This window comes from Clostridium felsineum DSM 794 (assembly GCF_002006355.2).
GTDB lineage: Bacteria > Bacillota > Clostridia > Clostridiales > Clostridiaceae > Clostridium_S > Clostridium_S felsineum.
In genome coordinates, this window is sequence record NZ_CP096980.1 from 3,895,670 (window position 1) to 3,918,965 (window position 23,296).

Here is a 23,296-nt window from a genome sequence, read left to right on the forward strand (position 1 = left end):
TGACATTATCCTATTTAAATACTTTCAAATTAAATAAAATAAGAGCTATTGCGAATAATACTGAAAATAAAACAGTTAACTTAATTAAAAATGCTTCTTTTGTCCTAGATTTATTTTTAGCAAAAAAAGTTTCATTCGTGCCTGATATTGAATTCATAAAACCATCCATCTTACCTGGTTGCACAAGAACAGTAATTATTATTGCAAAAGCAAGTATTATCTGTGCAACTATTAAAAAAGTATGCATCTTAAACCTCCTATAATTCCCTTTTTAAATATATTATATCTTTAATAGTATCATAAATAGTATTATATTACAATAGAATATAAGGGAAATTTATCAAATTAAAATTTCCCTTACTTTGTGTCTATTTTTTTATATTGTAGAAGGCTTTAAGTCCTCTATACTCTCCAACTTCGTCAAGTTCTTCTTCTATTCTTAAAAGTTGATTGTATTTTGCAACTCTTTCTGTTCTAGCTGGTGCTCCTGTTTTAATTTGACCTGCATTTGTAGCTACAACAAGGTCTGCAATTGTAGTATCCTCTGTTTCTCCTGATCTATGAGAAACAACTGCTGTATATCCTGCTCTTTGTGCCATTTCTATTGCATTTAATGTTTCTGTGAGTGTTCCTATTTGATTTAACTTAATAAGTATTGAATTAGCCACACCAAGCTCTATTCCTTTTGAAAGTCTCTTAGTATTTGTAACAAATAAGTCATCTCCTACTAACTGAACTTTTTTTCCGATTCTATCAGTTAGCATCTTCCATCCATCCCAATCTTCTTCAGCCATACCATCTTCAAGTGATATTATAGGATATTTTTCTGCTAAATCCGCATATACATTAACCATTTCTTCAGATGTATAAACTTTTCCTTCACCTTTAAGATTGTATTTTCCGTTTTCATAAAATTCTGTAGAAGCAGGGTCCATTGCTATAAACATATCTTTTCCTGGCTCATATCCAGCTTTTTTTACTGCCTCTAAGATAATTTGTATAGCTTCTTCATTACTGTTAAGGTTTGGTGCAAAACCACCTTCATCTCCAACCGCTGTTTCAAGTCCCTTTGACTGCAGTAGTGATTTTAAAGTATGATAAACTTCTGCGCATGCTCTAAGTGCTTCACTAAAGCTTGGAGCTCCTGCTGGCATTATCATAAATTCTTGGAAATCAACATTATTGTCTGCATGCTTTCCACCATTTACGATATTCATCATTGGAACTGGAAGAACTTTAGCATTAACTCCTCCTAGGTATTGATAAAGACTTATTCCTAAATATTCAGCTGCTGCTCTAGCCACTGCAAGAGATACTCCAAGAGTTGCATTTGCACCAAGTTTTGACTTATTATCTGTGCCATCAATTTCAAGCATTGTTTTGTCAATTAGTGTTTGGTCAAATACATTCATTCCTATAAGTTCTGTTGCTATTGTGTCATTTACATTGTCAACTGCATTAAGAACACCTTTTCCTAGGTACTGTTTTTTATCATTGTCTCTAAGTTCAACAGCTTCAAACTGTCCTGTGGATGCTCCTGAAGGTACTGACGCTCTTCCTACTGTTCCATCTTCAAGAACTACTTCTACTTCCACTGTAGGATTAGCCCTTGAGTCCAGAATCTGCCTTGCCATTACGTCAACAATTTCAACATATGATTTCATATAAAACACCCCTATCTTTTCTTTAATCATATATAAATAAAAGTGTACTACATGTAATAAAACCAATATTCCATTTTATTCATATACTACACTTTATTTTTAACAATAAAATATTAAATTATACTATTCAATTAAGCTTTTTCCTGTCATTTCTTCAGGTTTTTCAAGTCCCATTTCCTTAAGCATTGTAGGAGCTATATCTGCCAAAACTCCTTCATTTAATTTTTTACCCTCTGTATGATTGCTTACATAAAGGAAAGGTACTGGATTAACAGTGTGAGCTGTCATAGGTTTCCCGTTTGAGTAATCAATCATTTGCTCTGAATTTCCGTGGTCTGCTGTTATGAATACAGTTCCATCTAATTTAAGAACCTTATCAACTATTTTTCCAAGACATTCATCAACTGTTTCGACAGCTTTTTTTGCAGCTTCAAGAATTCCAGTATGTCCAACCATATCAGGATTAGCAAAGTTTAATATAACCATATCATATTTATCTTGGTCTAATCTCTTTAATAGTTCATCTGTAACTTCATATGCACTCATCTCTGGTTTAAGATCATAAGTTGCAACCTTTGGTGATGGTATTAAAGCTCTGTCTTCATTACCATTTGGCTTTTCAACTCCTCCATTAAAGAAGAAAGTTACATGAGCATATTTTTCAGTTTCTGCAATTCTAAGTTGATTTAAGCCTTTTTTACTTACATATTCTCCAAGAGTATTTGTTATACTTTCTGGTCCGAAAGCAACATCTACTCCTTTAAAGCTTGCATCATATTCAGTCATAGTAACAAATTCTATATTAAGCTTATCTCTCTTAAATCCATCAAAATCATCCTCTGCAATAGCTCTAGTAATTTGTCTAGCTCTATCTGGTCTAAAATTGAAGAATATAACGGAATCCTTGTCCTTTATAGTTGCTACTGGTTTTCCGCCTTTTACTATAACTGTTGGAAGTACAAATTCATCTGTTTTATTGTCGTGATATGAAGCATCTACAGCTTTAATAGCACTTTCTGCCTCTTCACCTTTTGCAAGTACCATTGCATTATATGAAAGTTCTTCTCTTTCCCATCTATTATCTCTATCCATTGCATAGTATCTTCCAGCTACAGTTGCTATTTCTCCAATACCTATTTCATTCATATAGGCTTCAATATCTTCTATAAATTCTTTAGCAGAAGCTGGTGGCACATCTCTTCCATCCAAGAAGGCATGTACAAATACTTTTTTTACATTTTTTGCCTTTGCAAGTTTTAAAAGTCCTTTTAAATGATTAGTATGAGAATGAACTCCTCCTGGTGATAAAAGTCCCATTAAATGAAGAGCTGAATCATTTTCTAAAACATTGTTAACTGCTTTATTAAGCGCAGCATTTTCAAAGAAATCTCCATCATCAATTGCTTTTGTTATTTTAGTAAGTGATTGGTAGACAATTCTTCCTGCACCTATATTTAAGTGTCCAACTTCTGAGTTTCCCATTTGTCCATCTGGTAATCCTACGCTCAATCCACTTGCTCCAAGATGTGTATGTGGGTAATTATTAAAGTATTTATCAAAATTAGGTTTATTAGCTGACTTTACCGCATTTCCGTCAACCTTATCAGAAATTCCAAATCCATCTAATATCATTAACATTACAGGTTTCTTTGCCATATTATATTTCCTCCATTCTTTACATTGCTATACTTTTGTTAATTAGCAATTGACAGTAGACACATATTTCTATTATCAATTCTCAATTACCAATTATATTGTTTTAGGGTTTTATATTCTATTTTAATTATGCATGTACTAATGTGTAAATGTGTACGTAAAATACAACTTTAAAAACTATATATACAATATGTATTATGAATTTCACTTCATAATACATATTGTTTTAAAATAAAATTCTAGAAATTAACTATTGCAGCAAAATCAGCTGCTTTAAGGCTTGCGCCTCCAACTAATGCTCCGTCTATTTCTGGTTTAGCCATTTGAGCTTTTATTGTTCCAGGTTTAACAGATCCACCATATTGAATTCTTACTTTTTCAGCAACTTCTTTTCCAAATACTTCTTCTACAGTCTTTCTTATTGCTCCAATTGTTTCGTTTGCTTGATCATCTGTAGCAGTTTTTCCTGTTCCTATAGCCCATATTGGTTCATAAGCTATAACAACTTTAGCAGCTTCTTCTTTAGTTAAACCTGCTAAATCTAATTTTATTTGTTTTCCTGTAACTTCATTTGTTACATTTGCTTCTCTTTCTTCAAGAGTTTCTCCGCAGCAAAGTATTGGAGTTATTCCATGCTTAAATGCTGCCTTTACTTTTTTATTTAAAGCACAGTCTGTTTCATTAAAATATTGTCTTCTTTCACTGTGACCTAATATTACATAATTTACGCCTAATTCTTCAAGTGCCTTTAGTGATATTTCTCCTGTAAATGCTCCACTCTCTTCAAAGTGTGCATTTTGAGCAGCAACTTTAATATTTGTTCCTTTTACTGCTTTAACAACAGCTTCTAAAGAAATAGCAGTAGGTGCTACTACAACTTCTGACTTAGCATCCTTTACTAATGGTTTCAACTCTTCAATTAATTTTAAAGATTCACTAATTGTGTTATTCATTTTCCAGTTTCCAGCTATTATTGGTGTTCTCATTAAATACACTCCTTATTTTACAGATAAATTACACTGGTGAAACCATCTTAATCAAAACTATTATATATTTTAAAATAATATTTTTCAATGGATTATTCATTATATAAAGCTTTAATTTAAACAGTTTCACATATTTATCCTTAATTACATTATAGCACTTAGTTTTAATTTGTAAATATTATTTATTAATAATTATTATTGATTATTTATCGTTAAGAGCAACTATTCCTGGAAGTTCTTTTCCTTCTAAGAATTCAAGTGAAGCTCCGCCTCCAGTTGAAATATGAGTCATTTTGTCTCCAAATCCTAACTGATTAACAGCAGCAGCACTATCTCCTCCACCTATAACAGTTGTTGCATCTGCTTCAGCCATAGCTTTTGCAACATCTTTTGTTCCTTTAGCAAAGTTTTCGAATTCAAATACTCCCATAGGTCCATTCCAAACAACAGTTTTAGCTTCTTTAATAGCATCTGCATAAAGCTTTTGAGTTTTTGGTCCAATGTCTAATCCCATAAATCCTTCTGGTATGTTAGCATCTTCAGTTGTAACTGGCTTTGTATCTTCCTTAAATTCAGCTCCAACTATGTTATCTACTGGAAGAAGTAATTTTACTCCTTTAGCTTTAGCTTTTTCCATCATTTCTTTAGAATAATCAACTTTGTCTGCTTCAAGAAGTGAAGTTCCTATTGTATATCCTTGAGCTTTTAAGAATGTATAAGCCATTCCGCCTCCGATTATTAATGTATCAACTTTTTCAAGTAAGTTGTTTATAACGTTGATTTTATCAGAAACTTTTGCTCCTCCAAGTATTGCAACAAAAGGTCTAACTGGATTTTCAACAGCTGATCCTAAGAATTTTAATTCTTTTTGGATTAAGTATCCGCATACAGCAGTGTCTACGAATTTAGTTACTCCTACTGTTGAACAGTGTGCTCTATGAGCAGTTCCAAATGCATCATTAACATACACATCTGCAAGTGAAGCTAATTCTTTTGAAAATGCATCATCATTTTTTCCTTCTTCTGGTCTGAATCTTGTATTTTCAAGAAGAACTATTTCTCCTTCTTTAAGTTCAGCTACAGCCTTTTTAGCATTTTCGCCAACAACTGTATCATCAGCAGCAAATTTAACTTCACGTCCTAGTAATTCGCTTAATCTTTTAGCAACTGGAGCTAAAGTTTTTGAAGGATCTGGTCCCTTTGCTTTTCCAAGATGTGAGCAAAGTATAACCTTTCCGCCATGTTCTGAAAGATATTTTATAGTTGGAAGTGCTCCATTAAGTCTGTTTTCGTCAGTTATTACTCCGTCCTTTAAAGGTACATTGAAATCGCATCTTACCAATACTCTTTTATTTTTAACATCTATATCTTCAATAGTTTTTTTATTAAACTTCATATTATTCACCTCATATAACTTTATATTTTATAAAAGGTCCAGCCTCATAGCCGTTTAACTATAAAACCAGACCTTTTTACTATGTCTTAATTTAAACTATTCAAATTAATGTATTACTTTAAACTATTTTGCAATTTTTGCAAAGTACTCTAAAGTTCTAACTAATTGTGAAGTGTATGACATTTCATTATCATACCAAGAAGCAGTTTTAACTAATTGTTGTCCTTCAACTTCCATTACTCTAGTTTGAGTAGCATCAAATAATGAACCAAAGTTGATTCCGATAACGTCTGAAGAAACTATTTCATCTTCAGTGTATCCGAATGATTCATTAGCAGCTGCTTTCATTGCTGCATTGATTTCTTCTACTGTAACTTTAGTTTTTAAAGTTGAAACTAATTCAGTTATTGAACCAGTTATAACTGGAACTCTTTGAGCACCACCGTCTAATTTACCTTTTAATTCAGGTATAACTTGACCTATAGCTTTAGCAGCACCAGTTGAGTTAGGGATTATGCTTCCAGCAGCAGCTCTTGCTCTTCTGAAATCTCCTTTTCTGTGTGGGCCGTCTAATGTATTTTGGTCATTAGTGTAAGCATGAACTGTAGTCATGAATCCTTTTTCTAATCCGAATTTATCGTTTAATACTTTAACCATTGGAGCTAAGCAGTTAGTTGTGCATGATGCACCTGATATAACTGTTTCTGTTCCATCAAGATCTGCATTGTTAACATTGAAAACTATTGTCTTTAAGTCGTTTCCAGCTGGAGCTGATATAACAACTTTCTTAGCGCCTGCTCTTACGTGAGCTTCTGCTTTTTCTTTCTTTGTAAAGAATCCAGTACATTCAAGAACAACGTCTATTCCAAGATCTCCCCAAGGTAATTTTTCAGGATCTGCTTCAGCAAAAACTTTAACTTCTTTTCCGTTTACTACGAAAGCTCCTTCTTTAACTTCGATTTCTCCATTAAATCTTCCTTGTGATGAATCATATTTAAATAAGTGTGCTAACATTTTTGCATCAGTTAAGTCGTTTATTGCAACAACTTCCAATCCAGGTACCTCAAGAATTCTTCTTAAAGCTAATCTTCCTATTCTTCCAAAACCATTAATAGCTATCTTTGCCATTCTAACTACCTCCAAAAATTTTTTAATATCTAAAATTATATCAAAAATATAATTATTAGCTGATAATATAAGCTGCCATAGACACACAAAACATTTTAATGCGTGAAAAAATATATATCTACAGCAAATAGATAATTTAATATTAATTAGTGACTTTTAGTATTCTCATTATTTCTTTAGAGGTTCCCTCATCAGTTATAAGAACACTTCTTTTACTGCCACTTATTTGAGTTGCCACAATAGCTTCTGCTTTAGACTTGCTACCTGCAACCGCCACAATATTTTTAGCTTTTCTAATATCCTCTGTTTTTAATCCTAATGATGGAGTATGATAAACTACATTTCCTTCTTTGTCGAAATAATACCCAAAAGCTTCTGCAACAGATCCATTTCCCAATATATGAGAAATTTCTTCATCACTTAAACCTCTTTTACTACTCATTTCGTCAGCTCTTCCAACTCCATAAATAATTATATCAGCTTTACGTATAGTATCAATTGCATTTTTTATGCTTTTTTCATTGATTATGGTACTTAAAGCTTCATTACTTAAATTATCTGGAACATGTATCAATTTATAGCTAGCACCCAATTTATCAGCAAAATTGGCAGCTAATGTATTAGCTTCTGTTTGCAAATTTCTTTCCATACCGCCTCTTGCTGGAACAACCACTGTATTCTGATATCTTGGTGAATAACTATAATTATCGACAAGACTTTTCATTGTAGTACCACCACTAATTGCCACAATATCTCCATCTAGTATTATACTCTGTATGAATTTAGCAGCTGTTCTTCCAATTTCATTCATAACTGTACTATCTTCATCAATATCGCCTGGCACTATTATAACTTTCTTTATATTAAGCTTCTCTTTTATAATTTCTTCAATTTCTGTTAACCCTTTGAATTCTTTTATAAAATTTTTAAGCTTATCAATTATTTCTTCTCCATCTTTTGTAACTGACATTCCTGGATTACTTATATTTATAAGGTTTTGCTTTTTTAAAAAGCTTATCTCAGTTCTAACAACTCTTTCACCTATACCTATCTTATTAGCTAATATTCTTCTACCAATAGGTTGATTGTATTTTATAGTCCTTAGAATATCATATCTCTTTTCAAGCAACTCCATAAGCTCAGGAACAATTTTTTGCTGTAATTTTAAAATTTCATGCATTAAATCACCTCGCTGGACATATAAAGTCCCAGCATCTTAATTCATGTCCCACTTATATTATAAAATAAAAAAAAAAATTTTTAAATAGTATTTATGAAAAAAATATATTTTTTTCATAAATACTATTAGTTTAACACATTTTAATAACGTTTCCTTTTAGCAGATGATTTTATTCCTATCTCTTCTCTATATTTTGCTACAGTTCTTCTCGAAATATTCATACCTTTTTCCTTTAAAACTTCTGAAATTTTCTGATCTGACAGAGGACTTTCTTTCTCTTCCTTTGCAATCAATTCTTTAATTTCATTTTTTATTTTCTGTGTTGATAAATCTTCTTTATTAGCTTGATTAACTGATGTTGATATTCCCGTAGTAAACATGTCCCTTATTTTTAATAGACCTTTTGTATCAACATAAACATACTTTTCTCTTATAGCTCTACTTACAGTAGATTCATGAATCTCTAATTTCTCAGAAATATCTTTAAGTGTCATTGGTTTTAAATAATTAGTTATTCCATTAAAATAATCATTTTGGTATTTCAATATTTCATTTAAAACCTCATATAATGTACTTTTTCTTTGTTCTATACTTTTAAGCAAAAACATAGCACTATTAAGCTTTTCTTTTACATATTCAACATCCTTTTTATCATTTTCATTATTTAAAATATTTTTATAAGTACTATTTATCGATAATTTAGGAAGTGAACTATCATTCATTATTACATAAAAATCATTGTCTATTTTTCTTATAAATGCGTCTGGAACTACATATTTAACTTCATCCCCTGTGTAGAAACCTCTTGATGGTTTAGGTTCAAGACTTTTTATATAATCTCCATATTCTTGTGCTTCTTTAGGGTCTATATTTAGCTCCTTAGCCATTAAACTATACTTATTTTCAGCTATATCAGCTAAATGCTTATCCACTATTTCCATTAAGGTAATATCGTTTACATTTTTTCTTTTAATCTGTAATTTTAAACATTCTGATATATCTCTAGCACCTACACCGCTAGGATCTAAGGATTGTACTATCTCAAGTGCCTTTTCCACACTTTTTAAATTTTTGTGTAAATCCTGTGATATGTCTTCTATTGTATCTGGTAAATATCCGTTACTATTTAGATTTTCTATTATATACTCACATATAGGTCTAGTATATCGGTCTATACTGATTTCCCCAAGCTGATCTAATAAATACTCTGTAAATGACTTTTTATTTCCGATAAAATTAAAAGGCGATACCTCCTCCTCTTCATTTCTATAGTGATAATTTTCATGAGTATAGTTATCAAAATCAAGATATTTTATAAACTCTTTATAATCTACTTTACTCATGTCCGACCTATATTCCTTATCATTTTGTCGCTCTTTTCCTTCTAAAAGAGGGTTTTCCTCTAATTCTCTCTTTATATAATCATTTAATTCTATATTAGACATTTGAAGAAGTTTAATTGACATCTGCATTTGTTGAGTCATTACTAGTTTTTGCTGCTGAGTTAAATTCAATTCAAAATTCAAATTCATTTTTTTCACCCAAATTTTAATTATATATACAATCTATTAATCTAATTATATCATATCTAAATATCAATTATACATTAAATATTTTATATTCTCTTATATAATATCATATTTTGCAAAAAAAAATATTTTTTTCATATTTATAATTATTTTACCATGAAAATTTTATAAAAATAAAAGGAGGAGCCTAAAACCTTCTAGTGTTGCATTAAAGTAAATAATACTTGTTGACAAATATTATTGGAAAAAATTAATGATAAAAAAATAGACCAATTTGTGTTTTAATGGTTTTGACGAGAAACCAAACACAAGGAGGTCTATTTTTATGTTCAAGATTAATAGTAAATTAGTTTTTCATAAATTAATAGAGGAAATTGGAGGAAGTTTTATTACTAAAACTATAAATAAATATAATGGTGATTATAGGAGCCATCACTTTGACACAAGATCTCACATAAATTCGATGATTTACCTTAATATAAAAGGCTGCAGGAGTTTAAGAGAGGCTGAAGGTGAAATATCTGCAAATAAGAAACTAAAAAAACTTATCAATGTACCAAGTGTTTCACAGTTTTCACGCAAAAACGCTGCGCGTGATTATAGAATTTTTGAAGATATTTTCTATCATTTAGTTGATAAAGCTAAGAGAAGATTTGGAGACGTTAGGATTTTCAAAGATATTCCACCAATAAAAATAATAGATTCTACTGTAATATTAGTTGCTTTAAATCTAGCACCTCATCTAAAGATAGATGATAAAAGAGCAGCTATTAAAATCAGTACTCTTTTTAATGGAGAGTTTCCAGAGAAGATAAATATTGTTAAAGGGCAAGTTAATGATAGAAAATGTATTGATGGTTTATTTGAGAACAAGAATGCTATCCATGTATTTGACAGAGGATATTATGATTATCGTTGGTATGATAAATTAACAGAACAAGGAATACAATTTGTTACAAGAGGAATAAAAAATGCAATCATTATGGAGGAAAGAATGCTAAGATCAAATCTTAGCGAAAATATTTATGATACTGAAGTTATCTTAGGCTCTACTCTAGGAGGCAATTTAACTTTTAAAAATTATAGAGAAATAATGACTTTTGATGATGAAGGAGAACCTGTTACTTTTGTAACTAATATCTTTGATCTTCCTGCAGAAGATATAATAAAAATATATAAACATAGGTGGGAAATAGAGCTATTTTTTAAGTGGATAAAACAAAACTTAAGGATAAAGAAATTTATAGGTTATAATGAAAATGCAGTGAGAATTCAGATATTTTCTGCTCTTATATCTTATATGCTTATATATTTATGCTGTAAGGTTACTAAAGCTAAGTACTCCATGCTATTGTTAACACGATTTGTGAGAAGCAACTTATTGGAATTTTATGACGAAGATATTTGTGAGTATTTCAGGACAGGCTAATAAGCAGTTGCAAATATTTAAAATTTAATGATGTGGATAATGGGATAATTACAACTACTAAATGGTATTTTTTTCTTTTTAAAATATAATAACCCAATATTAAAGGTAGTTATCGGATTTTATTATAATCCAATAACTACCTTTTTAAATGTCAATAGTATTTTATTGTATTAATGCAACACTAGAAGCCTAAAACCCCACCTTCTATTTTGTTTAAGTTTAATTTGACTCATTTAACAGCCTTAAGTATTTGCTGTTAATTATTAGAACCGCAATACTTCTATAGCTGAACATTAAAACAATCACAAGTTCAAGCTCTATCTAAAGCAAAACTACCTAATGCAGAAGAAATTCTGTAGTTTCTATTGCCCAAATCAGCTATTTTCCACTGTTCTGCTAAACTACGATTATTACTTAACTGCTGCATTTACATCTGAAATTATCCATTGTTGAGTTCCTTTTCCCGAATAATTCCAAAGTTGAATATTAGCACTATCATATATTCCAGTAGTTTCTAATGCTAAACCACTTGCCTTACTTGTTATTTTATAAGTATTAGCACCTATTTTCTCAATATTCCATTGTTGACTATTTGCTCCTGAATATTGATATTGTTTAACATCACTACCTTGAGTGCTTACACCACCATCTAAGCTAAAATTACTAAGTGCTGATGTGATTTTATAACTTCCATTTCCTAAATCTGTTATCTTCCATTGTTCTGATAATGCATTAACATCAACTAACTCTTCTATTTGTGCACCACTTTGTGAACTATAATTTCTTACATTTAAAACTTTACCTGTACTTGAAGATATTATTTTATATGTTTTACTACTATCTATAACAGTTCCTGTAGTTGGTGTTGTATTTCCACCTGTACTTGGTGTTGTGCTTCCACCTGTACTTGGTGTTGTGTTTCCACCTGTACTTGGTGTTGTGTTTCCACCTGTACTTGGTGTTGTGTTTCCACCTGTACTTGGTGTTGTGTTTCCGCCTGTACTTGGTGTTGTGTTTGTTGCATTAATGTCTGAAATTATCCATTGCTGAGTTCCTTTTCCTGCATAATTCCAAAGTTGAATATTAGCACTATCATATATTCCAGTAGTTTCTAATGATAAACCACTTGCCTTACTTGTTATTTTATAAGTATTAGCACTTATTTTTTCAATATTCCATTGCTGACTACTTGCTCCTGAATATTGGTATTGTTTAACATCACTACCTTGGGTACTTACACCACCATCTAAACTAAAATTACTAAGTGCTGATGTAATTTTATAACTTCCATTTCCTAAATCTGCTATCTTCCATTGTTCTGATAATGCACCAACATCAACTAACTCTTCTATTTGTGCACCACTTTGTGAACTATAATTTCTTACATTTAAAACTTTACCTGTACTTGAAGATATTATCTTATATGTTTTATTACTATCTATAACAGATCCTGTTGTTGGTGTTGTATTTCCACCTGTTGTTGGCGTTGTATTTCCACCTGTTGTTGGTGTTGTGTTTCCACCTGTTGTTGGTGTTGTGTTTCCACCTGTTGTTGGTGTTGTATTTCCACCTGTTGTTGGTGTTGTGTTTCCACCTGTTGTTGGTGTTGTGTTTCCACCTGTTGTTGGTGTTGTGTTTCCACCTGTTGTTGGTGTATTATTTTGAAGCATAGCTGCTTTTACAAACTTTCCTGACTCAGTCAAATCATTGTCAGTCCAGCCTCCATTAGGGTTGCTGCCTGGTTTTAACATTGATGCTGATGCATATGCATCATCTAAAACCCAATTTGTCCAACTTATTTTGTTTTGAGTCATAAAATCTACCCACTGTTGTGATTCCGGTATATATGTTCCTCCACTACCATTGCAATCACTTGTTCCCCACTCTGTAGCAAATAAAGCTATGTTTTTGCTAAGAGCTTGGCTTATATTATCTCTAAGCCATTGTCCATGTGTTCCAGCATAAAAATGACAAGCATACATTATATTGCTAAAACTCAAAGGATCATTTGCAGGATCTAAAACAGATTGACTCCAAGAAGGACTACCAACTATAACTATTGAATTAGGTGAGTTAGCTCTAATAACTGGTATAACTTCATTTGCATATGGTTTTACATCTCTGCTCCAAGTTACATCACCACATGGTTCATTTGCTATTTCATAAATTACATTTGGTGAATTTTTGTATTCACTTGAAATTTCATTAAAGAATTCCTTTGACTGACTTTTATCAGTTTGAGGATTATTAAACATATGCCAGTCTACAATTACATAAATACCTAATTTTTGAGCATCATTTATTGCTGACTCAACTTTTGCTTTGCATGCTGCCTTATTAAATATATATCCACCATCACCATCAGTATACATTGCAACTCTAAATACATTCATTCCCCAGTTATCTCTTAAATATTTCATAGCATCATAATTTACAAACTGCGGCGAGTATTGTATACCAAAGCTACTCATACCTTTTAATTGAATAGGCTCACCACTTGAATTTAATAATTTACTTCCTGAAACTCTTAGTTGTCCATTTTTTTCAACTGGTGTTAAACCACTTGCTTTAATTTTTATAATACCAACATTTGATGCAACAAACATTAATAAAACAAAAAATATTGGTAAACTTAAAATTTTTCTTCTGTTCTTTTTCATATTTTGCTCTGTTTTATAAAGTAAATTTATAAAATCAGTACACCTCGCCTTCAATATTTTGTAAACGTTATCTAGATTATTATATTATTGCGGGATCCCTAATGCCATTATATAATACAATTCCTTATTTTACAATATAATTCCATTGAATTTATTAAAAAAATTAATTTAATTTGAATTTTTTTTAAACTTACTAATTTATTTTGTTAAAATGAATATTTTTTGTCACATTATAACATATATGTATATTAAATTTTTTATTTAACTTATCATATAAAAAAAGGGAGTGTCGCAAAATGATTAAAATTAATCATGAGCGATGCTCTTTTTTTGTTTAAGCTATAAAATTGCCTAATATTTTAAATACTATATTAATTATTTGAATTTCCATGAGATTTTGACGCACTAAAATAAACCTAACTATATTATTCCATAATTAGGAAATAGTTTTTAATTCGTGAAGATACTTTTGAGTTCTTTCATTTTGGATTTTTAAATGTAATTTGTTAATGTTATATCCAAAACAAAGCAAAATAAATTCAGTTTTTACACTATTTTTTCCACGTGTTAAAAATCTTTTGAATTCATAGTCGCTTTTTAAAATTCCAAACGCACCTTCAACTTGAATAGATCTGTTCATTCTCAATTTAGTTCCCAATTCAGTTTTGATATTGTTGTATGAAATTTGACGCTTTTTAATAAAAGTCTTTGAAACCTGCATTTTTCGGTTATTCTTTGCTTTTGTGCACTTTGATTTCAAAGTGCAGTTATCGCAATTTTCACATTCATAAACAGTAACCTCAGACGTATACCCACTTGCAGATTTTTTATGAATAATATATGATGGGAATAATTTTCTATTATTATGACAAATATATGTATCTGTTTTAACATCATATTTCATATTTTCACGCTTACTGATGTCGTTTTTAAAACTTCTTTTTTTCCATTTCTCATAAGTTTGAGGTTTTATATATGGTATTTGATTATTAGACTCTAAAAACAAATAGTTTTCTTCACTTTCGTAACCAGAATCTGCAATCACATTAGTATATTTATGACCAATTTTTTCTTGCATATTAGTAATCATTGGTATTAATGTTGCTATATCATTTCTATCATCAAATACTCCAACACCAGTTACATATTCACTATCAACTGCTATTTGTACATTATAGGCAGGTTTTAATTGACCATTTCTCATATGATCATCTTTCATATGCATGAAAGTTGCATCAGTATCAGTTTTAGAATAGCTATTTCTTTTTGAAAATATTTTCTTACTTAAATTATATTTTTCTTGTCTTTCTTTATATTGTGATAGTTGTTCTATCCACTTTTGAATTGCAGTTTTTCTTTTACCGATTCCATGAACAAACTCTATATTTCTTTTTTCTTTTTCAAATAAAAGCCATTGAAGAATTTTGTTTATATCATCAATCAAAGTTTCTCTCTCAATAGTGAATTTCATTAATCTTTCAAGATTAATGGTTTTAACAAGAGCAATAATTTTATCAAACATCTTACCTTCATTTTTATAAATAGCTTTCTTCCAAACAAAAGTATATCGGTTGGCATTTGCCTCAATTTTAGTACCATCGATAAATACATTTTCAAATAATAATTCTTTTTCTTTAGCTAAATAGTTAACTTGTTGATAAAATAAATCTTCAATCACTTCATTTGAAAGATATTTTTTTCGAAATCTACTTATAGTAGCGTGATCAGGTGCTTTAAAGCCTTGAAGTAGCCATTTGAAATTTATATCTCTTTTGCATGCTTTTTCTATCTTTCTACTTGAATAAATATTTTGAGAATAAGCATAAGATATTATTTTGAACATGATTTTGGGTTCAACTGCTGATTTTCTTCCTACGGAAGAATACGCCTTGTACAATTTTTTATAATTTAATCCCTCCAACAAATAGCTTAGCAAACGAACCGAATCATCTTCTGGTATTAAGTTTTCTAAATTTAATGGTAATATAAGTTGCAAATTATCATTAAATTGATTATAATTTTTTGTGTATAATTTAGTTACGTTCATAATTTAATTATACAATCAATGTGAGTTCTTCGGAACTCACATTTTTTATATACAACAAAGGAGCTATTGCAAAACTATTTTTTAGTTTTGCAACAGCCCCTTTTATTGCTTTTATTTTATATAATGCTGTGTATTTTATAATTATTATCTTTCTCCCTTTTCGTATGGTACTCCATCTGCAGCTGGTGCTATAGTTTTACCAACAAAACCGGCTAAAGCAAGCATAGTTAAAACATATGGTATCATTGAATATATCTCATCCGGTATGGAAAACCCTAAATTTCTTGCATTAATTTCTAGCGCATTACCGAAAGCGAATAACAGACACGCCCAAAATGCTCCTTTAGGCTTCCAATTACCAAATATCATTGCTGCAATCGCTATATATCCCCTGCCTGAAACCATCCCTTCCCTATATATAGGTGTCATACCTATTGATAAGGATGCTCCTCCTATACCTGCAAGAACACCTGAAAGTACTACACAAAGATATCTAACTTTATATACACTTATTCCCATAGTGTCAGCTGCTTTAGGATGTTCACCCACAGCTCTTATTCTAAGTCCAATAGGTGTTTTAAATAATACAAAATTAGCTACTATAACTAATATTATAGCTCCAAATACAAACCAATTTAAACCAGAAATAAACTGACCTAAAATTGGTATATTTTTAATAAACTTAGGAACTCCAAAAGTGATTCCCTTTACTATGTCTGTCTGTCCGCCCTTGTGAAAAAATCTAAATATCAAAAAACTCGCAAATGCTGTAGAAAATAAATTTATTGCAGTACCGGAAATTACCTGATCCGCTTTTAAATTTATACTTAAAAATGCATGAAGTAAAGCTATTAAGCCACCTGCAACCGCTGCAAATAATAGTCCTAAAATAGCATTTCCAGTTAAATACGAACCAAGTACTGCAAAGAAAGCACCAATTGTCATCATACCATCAAGACCTATGTTAACAACGCCAGATTTCTCTGAAAAAACTCCTCCGATTGCAGTAAATATAAGTGGAGTTGCCATTCTAAAGGTAGCTGCTGCTATCGCAACCACTAACAATAAATTATCCATTTATAGCAACCTCCTTTTTTCTCCTCTTGTTTTTAAAATATTTAATTATATAATCTGTAGAAACAAATATTATAACTACCGCTTGTATTAAGTAAACTATTTCTTTAGGTATATTATTTAATTGAAGAAGTCTTGAACTACTGTCTAAGGTTCCAAAAAGAATAGCCGCCGGAATACAGCCTATAGGATTATTTTTAGCTAAAAGTGCTACTGATATTCCATCAAAGCCATAGCCTAAATTTCCGCTCATATCTGTTGTACTATGCATAAATCCTGCAAGATGTACTGCCCCACCAAGTCCTGCAATAGCTCCAGATATAACCATAGCAAATATTATATTTTTTGCTTTACTAATGCCGCCATATTCAGCTGCAAGCGGACTTGTTCCTACTGCTCTAAGTTCATATCCCAAAACAGTTTTTGATAAAATCCAAAAAACAAGTATTGCACAGAAAAGTCCTATAATAAGTCCTATATTAGCACTGCTGGTTGAACTAAATTGAAGTAATTGAGCACTCCCTTTTATTACAGGAGTAGTTGATTTTTTAGGTATTCCTATAGGAGTTCTAAGAACAATAAGATTAACTAAGTACAAAGCTATGTAATTCATCATTATACTATTTATAACCTCGTTAGTACCAAATTTAGCTTTAAGAAAACCTGGCACTGCTGCCCATAATCCTCCGGCTAATATTCCTCCAAGTATAATAAGTGGAACATGAATCCATGGACTTAAGCCTGGTATAAGTCCAATTATTGCAGCTGATAAGAGTCCAAGTGTAAATTGTCCTTCTGTTCCTATATTAAACAAACCAGTCTTAAAAGCTACCGCATTAGCTACTCCAGTAAACAAAAGGGGTGTAACATAAATCATAGTATCAAGCGCTTTTGTTTGATCTCCAAAGCTTCCCTTTACTATAATATTTATAAGATCACTAAGTGCTCTAAAATATTCAGTTATAGCATAGCCCTTAGCCCACATTACAAAGAAAACAGCTACAAATAAAGAAATAAATACAGAAAATAACGGAAACGCTAAACTTTTCATTCCACTTATTATACCTGATAAAATTTTATTTTCTTTTTTACTCACCAGTGTTCACGCTCTCTTTCTTATCTAAGTTTCCTCCCGCCATAAGTATACCTATTTTTTTCTCATCAGCGTCTTTTCTGTCTAAAATATCTACTATACTACCGTCATACATAACAGCTATCCTATCTGATAATGCCAATACCTCATCAAGTTCAAGTGAAACTAAAAGGACGGCTTTGCCTTTATCTCTTTCCTGCACAATTCTTTTATGTATATATTCTATAGCTCCTACATCAAGTCCCCTTGTAGGTTGAGATGCTATTAAAAGATCAGGATTCTTAGATATTTCCCTAGCTGCAATTAATTTTTGTTGATTTCCTCCAGAAAGAGCTGCCGCTTCTACCTCATCATTTGGTGTTCTAATGTCAAATTCCTCTATAAGAGTTTTACAATGCTCTCTAACCTTTTTATAATTTATGCTTATACCTCCTGAAAAAGGTTTTTTATAATGCATGCCTAGTATAGAGTTTTCATAAAGTGAATATCTAAGCACTAATCCTCTTTTATGTCTATCTTCTGGAATATGTCCTACTCCACTGTCAGTGATATATTTTGATGACTTTCCACTAATATCTTTTCCGTTAAAAATTATTTTTCCTTCTTCAGGTTTTTTAAGACCTGTTAAAGCTTCTATAAATTCTGACTGTCCATTTCCATCAACACCTGCAATTCCTAATATTTCTCCGGCATCAACAGTTAAATCCACGCCTTTTACAGCTAAAACATCTCTATGATCCTTAACTTTAAGTCCTTCAACCTTTAAAACTTCTCTTCCTCTTTTACTTTCTTCTTTTGAAATAGTGAGCTTAACCTTTCTTCCTACCATAAGTTCAGCTAGTTCATCTATATTGGTTTCTTTAGTATTAACTGTTCCTGTTATTTTTCCTCTTCTTATGATTGTAACTCTATCACTCATTTTCATTACTTCTTTTAGCTTATGTGTGATAAGTATTACAGATTTTCCTTCTTTTTTTAGGTTCTCAATTATTTCACCTAACTCGTCTATTTCTTGAGGTGTTAAAACCGCTGTAGGTTCATCTAATATTAAAACATCTGCTCCCCTATAAATAGCCTTTAAAATCTCTACTTTTTGCTGCTGGCCAACTGATATATCTTCTATATATGCTTTAGGATCAATAGCAAAACCATATTTATCGGATAATTCCTTTACATCTCTAATTGCCTTTTTGATATCAATTTTGATTCCTTTTCTTGGTTCCATTCCTAAAACTATATTTTCAGCAACAGTAAAATTACTAACAAGCATAAAATGTTGGTGCACCATACCTATACCATTTTTTATAGCATCATTTGGGCCACTAAATTTAAGACTCTTACCGTTAACAAAGATTTCTCCTCTCTCAGGAGTATACAAGCCATAAAGAATATTCATTAGTGTAGTTTTTCCTGCACCATTTTCACCTAACAAAACATGAGTTTCACTTTTAAGCAATTCAAAATCCACATTATCATTAGCTACAGTGCCTGGAAAAACTTTAGTAATCCCTTTCATTTCGATTACTTTGTTCATGCTTACCCTCCTCAATATCTTATCGAATTAAAATTTCACAATATTTTTAGAAAAGCCAGGTGACCCCAGCTTTTCTAAAAAATACACTATGAAATTTATTTAATTTGATCTGTCTTAAAAGTCTGTGCTTTATCAACAGTATCAGGTACAACTATTTTTCCATCAATTATTGCCTGTTTATATTTATCAACTAAAGATAAAATTTCGCTTGGTACATGTTTATTTGATGATGGAGCAACTCCAACTCCATTTTCTTTAAGTCCGAAATTTTCAATTTTTCCACCATTGAATTTTTTATCTTTTGCAAGTGCCTTCACAGTATCATATGTAGCTATGTCAACTCTCTTTACCATACTAGTAAGTATGACATCTGCATATTTAGGAAGTCCTACTGCTTGATCCTTATCAACACCTATAGCCCAAACATCCTTACCTTGACTCTTTAAAGATTGTGCAACATCAAATACTCCAATTCCGGCACCACCAGCTGCGTGATAAACAATATCACAACCTCCATTATATAGAGAAGTCGCAACTTCTTTACCTTTTGTTGTATCTGCAAAATCATTAGTAAAGTTTTTCTCTACTGTTATGTTAGGATTAACAGTTTTTGCTCCTGCAATGTATCCAGCTAAAAACTTATTTATTAGAGGTTGATCTTTTCCTCCTACAAAACCTATCTTGTTTGTTTTTGTCATTTTTCCAGCTATAACTCCAACTAAAAATGAACCTTCTTGCTCTTTAAAAACAAGAGAAACTACATTACTAGGTTGCTTATCATATGCATTATCGATTATAGCAAAATCTTTCTTAGGATATTTCTTAGCCATATCAGCTAAATCATCTGCCATTTGGTAACCAACACCAAATACCAAATCAGAATCATTATCTATTAATGATTGTAAATTTGGTTTATAATCATCTTTTTTCTTTGCCTCTATTGCTTTATAGTCTACATTAAATTCTTTTGCTGCTTTTTTTATACCTTCATCTGCTCCTTGGTTAAAGGATTTGTCGTTAAGTCCACCCTCGTCAGTCGAAAGTCCCACTTTTATTTTATTAGAATCTTTAGTTGTGGAACTACTTGAACTACTGCAGCCTGCAAATAACCCAGCTAATAATACAACTGTTGTTAAAATAGCTATTGTTTTCCTTTTCATCATCGATTTTCCCCCTTAAAAATTATATAAAAAAATTTATCCATATAAGGTTCGTAAAAACATTATATGGATAAATTTAATTAAACTGTAATTAATAAAATCGAAATTAAACTTCCATATTATTGAATGATCAGTATACATTTCAGGTATTATTTAGTATAATTGTATACAATTTAGTCCCTTAATTAATATACGTTATTTTAGAAAAAAAATCAATATTTAATAAAAAAATAAGTGCTTTTATAGTAATTTATTAAAATTCCTCAATAAAAAATATTCCACATGCTTTTGTTCCCGAATGTGCTCCAACAACACAACCAACTTCACATTCCACAAATTTATTTTCATTTTCTATAAGCTGTTGCCTTAGTATTGGTAAAATATCTTCGTTCTCTGCATCTAATAGTATGGATGTTTCTTCTCTATTTATACTTTCTTTTTTTATACAATCCAAAACCGATCTTGCTGCTTTTTTATTTCCACGTACCTTATCTTTTACTGCCATCTCTCCATCTTTAACTTCAAGTATAAGCTTTATTCCAAGTAAATTTCCTATTGTTCCTGCTGTTTTAGATAATCTTCCACCTTTGATTAAATTATCTAGCTTTTCAAAGGCAAGAGCACTTTTTACATGAGGAACTGTTTCTAAGATTTCTTTTTTAATTTCTTCAAATGTTTTTCCTTCTTCTTTAAGTCTGCAAGCCTTCAAAACCAAGACACCAAGTCCTGATGTTACATTAAGACTATCAATAATAGCAATATTATCAGTTTCAAGCATATCTTTTGCTATACATGCCGATTGATATGTTCCACTCATTTTTGATGACATATTTATACATATAATTTTATACCCTTCATCAATATACTTTGAAAAACAATCACAAAATCTTTTTGGTGTAACTTGAGAAGTGGTAGGAAATATATTTTCTTCGTCCATTATCTTCGAAAGTTGTTTGAAATTTATATCTATAACATCAAAATATGATTTACCTTTTACATTAACCATAAGTGGCAATACATCTATATCGTGCTTTCTTATTATATATTCTGGTAAGTCACAAGTACTATCTGTTACTATTTTTATTTTTTCCACTTACTTTCCTCCCATTCTATTTCATATTTGGGAAACCAATCTGTCTTATAGCCTCATATGCAACTATTGCAACAGTGTTTGATAAATTAAGTGACCTAGTAGATGTTTTTACCATAGGCACCCTTATACACCTGTCAGGATCACTTTCCCTTATTTGATCCGGAAGCCCACAAGATTCCCTTCCAAAAATAATAAAGTCACCTTGCTTAAATTTAACCTCATCATAAAAGCCTTTACCGTGAGTTGTAGAAAAATAAAAAGTAGCATCTTTATATTTTTCTCTTAATTCCTCATAAGAATCATATAAAGTTATGTCCAAATCCTTCCAATAGTCAAGTCCTGCTCTTTTAAGATGCTTCTCATCTAAGCTAAATCCAAGTGGCTTTATTAAATGTAATTTGGAATTAGTAAGCACACATGTCCTTGCTATGTTTCCTGTGTTTTGAGGAATTTCCGGTTCAAATAATACTATATTTAAATTCTCTTGTCCTAAAATCATACGTGTCCCCCCTATAAGTAGTAATTATATATTACTTCAATAACTTATTCTAGTGCGCAACTTTTTAAATAGTAAAAATCAATAAACTTTTACTACTTATAGCACACTTATATTTGTTAAATAAAAGCAATAATATTTAAATTATATACTTAATTATTGACTTATTAAAATATAAATTTATATTGTTAATAAAAAATTCTTTTATTTCATCCATTTCATTATTATTATATATGTATTTACCATAACCAAATTGGCCAAATTTGAATTTTCTAGTTTGAACCTCCATTGGAAGTGTAGTATTTGGAAATACTTTTAGTATCTTATTCTTAGCACTTACAGTAAATCTATGTGATATTATTTCAAATTCTATTTCCTTATCCTGAAATTTATCACTGGTTTTTTTTAATAACTCTTTATACTCATCTCGCCAATTTTCATGCAAAAATACTGGTCCTATTATAAACCCTACTTTGTATCCACTATTTAAAAGACTATAAGCAGCATCTATTCTATCTTTTAGATTTGATGTTCTATGTTCATAGGATTTTATAACTCTTTCTGTATTTATACTAAATCTTATAGTTGTATGATTATTATGCTGCAAGCTGCATAGTTTATTTATATCTGCATACTTAGTAACAAATCTAAATCTTCCATATTCACTTTTAGCAAAATATTCAATAGCACTTTTAAGTGCACCACTATAACCTTCAACCAAAACCGGATCTGAAGTTGCTGCACCTTCAAAAATCGTAATTTCAGGTTTTCTTTCTTCTATATATTGTCCTGCCCTATTTAAAATTTCATCTATATTAACATTAACTTTAACATAAGGCTTCTTCCCTCCACGAGTATTTAAATAACAATATTCACACATTGCTGCACAACCACTTACTAAAGGGAGTTGATAATGTGCTGAGGGTTTACAGCTTTGAAACTCAAGCTCGCTTCTCACCCCTACTACTAGTGTATTTTTTCCCTCAAAAAAAGCATCAGCATCATCTTTACCTGGTATTCCAGTTATTCTTCCAGTCTCAGAATACTTTATTTCAATTCCTTCATTTTCAGCTTTACTTAAAATATTACGTGCTATAGGATAATTAAGCGCCTTTCTCTCAAATATAATTCTTCTAAATATACCATCCATATTACCACCTCGTAGGTAGTA

The 23,296-nt window shown here is 30.8% G+C and carries 18 protein-coding genes; 1 reads left to right on the forward strand and 17 read right to left on the reverse strand.

Annotated features, from left to right (window positions below):
• Nucleotides 1-10: 10 nt before the first annotated feature.
• The 8 genes from secG to rpoN form a co-directional block, all read right to left on the reverse strand.
• Nucleotides 11-247, reverse strand: a complete 237-nt coding sequence (gene secG, locus CLFE_RS18215; protein WP_077835728.1) for a preprotein translocase subunit SecG — start codon at nucleotides 245-247, stop codon at nucleotides 11-13.
• A gap of 121 nt (nucleotides 248-368) precedes the next feature.
• Nucleotides 369-1,664: a phosphopyruvate hydratase gene (eno, locus tag CLFE_RS18220; RefSeq protein ID WP_077894316.1), complete on the reverse strand. Its 1,296-nt coding sequence runs from the start codon at nucleotides 1,662-1,664 to the stop codon at nucleotides 369-371.
• 123 nt (nucleotides 1,665-1,787) lie between these two features.
• Complete coding sequence (gpmI, locus tag CLFE_RS18225) at nucleotides 1,788-3,320, reverse strand: 2,3-bisphosphoglycerate-independent phosphoglycerate mutase (RefSeq protein ID WP_077894315.1); 1,533 nt, start codon at nucleotides 3,318-3,320, stop codon at nucleotides 1,788-1,790.
• A gap of 239 nt (nucleotides 3,321-3,559) precedes the next feature.
• Nucleotides 3,560-4,306, reverse strand: coding sequence for a triose-phosphate isomerase (tpiA, locus tag CLFE_RS18230; RefSeq protein WP_077894314.1), 747 nt, complete (start codon nucleotides 4,304-4,306; stop codon nucleotides 3,560-3,562).
• A 202-nt stretch (nucleotides 4,307-4,508) separates the two neighbouring features.
• Entirely contained in the window at nucleotides 4,509-5,702 is a 1,194-nt protein-coding gene (locus tag CLFE_RS18235) for a phosphoglycerate kinase (RefSeq protein ID WP_077894313.1), read from the reverse strand.
• A gap of 123 nt (nucleotides 5,703-5,825) precedes the next feature.
• A complete protein-coding gene (gene gap, locus CLFE_RS18240) occupies nucleotides 5,826-6,830 on the reverse strand; it encodes a type I glyceraldehyde-3-phosphate dehydrogenase (protein ID WP_077835723.1) in 1,005 nt (334 codons plus the stop codon).
• Between the two features lie 142 nt (nucleotides 6,831-6,972).
• A complete protein-coding gene (locus CLFE_RS18245; protein WP_077835722.1) occupies nucleotides 6,973-8,010 on the reverse strand; it encodes a sugar-binding transcriptional regulator in 1,038 nt (345 codons plus the stop codon).
• A 140-nt stretch (nucleotides 8,011-8,150) separates the two neighbouring features.
• Nucleotides 8,151-9,536, reverse strand: a complete 1,386-nt coding sequence (gene rpoN, locus CLFE_RS18250) for an RNA polymerase factor sigma-54 (protein WP_207651400.1) — start codon at nucleotides 9,534-9,536, stop codon at nucleotides 8,151-8,153.
• A 328-nt stretch (nucleotides 9,537-9,864) separates the two neighbouring features.
• On the opposite strand from rpoN, the gene CLFE_RS18255 reads away from it, so the two are divergent.
• Complete coding sequence (locus tag CLFE_RS18255) at nucleotides 9,865-10,968, forward strand: IS4 family transposase (protein ID WP_077895578.1); 1,104 nt, start codon at nucleotides 9,865-9,867, stop codon at nucleotides 10,966-10,968.
• Between the two features lie 410 nt (nucleotides 10,969-11,378).
• Here CLFE_RS18255 and CLFE_RS18260 read toward each other — a convergent pair whose 3' ends face one another.
• The 9 genes from CLFE_RS18260 to splB form a co-directional block, all read right to left on the reverse strand.
• Nucleotides 11,379-13,628 carry a cellulase family glycosylhydrolase gene (locus CLFE_RS18260; protein WP_077895575.1) on the reverse strand — a complete coding sequence of 750 codons (2,250 nt, stop codon included), beginning with the start codon at nucleotides 13,626-13,628 and terminating at the stop codon, nucleotides 11,379-11,381.
• A 436-nt stretch (nucleotides 13,629-14,064) separates the two neighbouring features.
• Nucleotides 14,065-15,675 (reverse strand): IS1182 family transposase, encoded by a 1,611-nt coding sequence (locus CLFE_RS18265; protein WP_250944600.1) that lies wholly within the window; start codon nucleotides 15,673-15,675, stop codon nucleotides 14,065-14,067.
• A 144-nt stretch (nucleotides 15,676-15,819) separates the two neighbouring features.
• On the reverse strand, nucleotides 15,820-16,752 hold the full coding sequence (locus CLFE_RS18270; RefSeq protein ID WP_077893811.1) for an ABC transporter permease: 933 nt from the start codon (nucleotides 16,750-16,752) through the stop codon (nucleotides 15,820-15,822).
• Nucleotides 16,745-17,800 carry an ABC transporter permease gene (locus CLFE_RS18275; RefSeq protein WP_077893918.1) on the reverse strand — a complete coding sequence of 352 codons (1,056 nt, stop codon included), beginning with the start codon at nucleotides 17,798-17,800 and terminating at the stop codon, nucleotides 16,745-16,747. Before CLFE_RS18275 ends, CLFE_RS18270 begins: the two co-directional genes overlap by 8 nt.
• A gap of 37 nt (nucleotides 17,801-17,837) precedes the next feature.
• On the reverse strand, nucleotides 17,838-19,376 hold the full coding sequence (locus CLFE_RS18280) for an ABC transporter ATP-binding protein (protein ID WP_077835563.1): 1,539 nt from the start codon (nucleotides 19,374-19,376) through the stop codon (nucleotides 17,838-17,840).
• Nucleotides 19,377-19,471: 95 nt separating this feature from the next.
• Nucleotides 19,472-20,539 carry a BMP family lipoprotein gene (locus CLFE_RS18285; protein WP_077835564.1) on the reverse strand — a complete coding sequence of 356 codons (1,068 nt, stop codon included), beginning with the start codon at nucleotides 20,537-20,539 and terminating at the stop codon, nucleotides 19,472-19,474.
• A 250-nt stretch (nucleotides 20,540-20,789) separates the two neighbouring features.
• Nucleotides 20,790-21,629, reverse strand: a complete 840-nt coding sequence (locus CLFE_RS18290; RefSeq protein ID WP_077835565.1) for a DegV family protein — start codon at nucleotides 21,627-21,629, stop codon at nucleotides 20,790-20,792.
• Nucleotides 21,630-21,645: 16 nt separating this feature from the next.
• On the reverse strand, nucleotides 21,646-22,128 hold the full coding sequence (locus tag CLFE_RS18295; protein WP_077835566.1) for a tRNA (cytidine(34)-2'-O)-methyltransferase: 483 nt from the start codon (nucleotides 22,126-22,128) through the stop codon (nucleotides 21,646-21,648).
• 136 nt (nucleotides 22,129-22,264) lie between these two features.
• Complete coding sequence (gene splB / locus CLFE_RS18300; RefSeq protein ID WP_077893812.1) at nucleotides 22,265-23,275, reverse strand: spore photoproduct lyase; 1,011 nt, start codon at nucleotides 23,273-23,275, stop codon at nucleotides 22,265-22,267.
• Nucleotides 23,276-23,296: the final 21 nt, after the last annotated feature.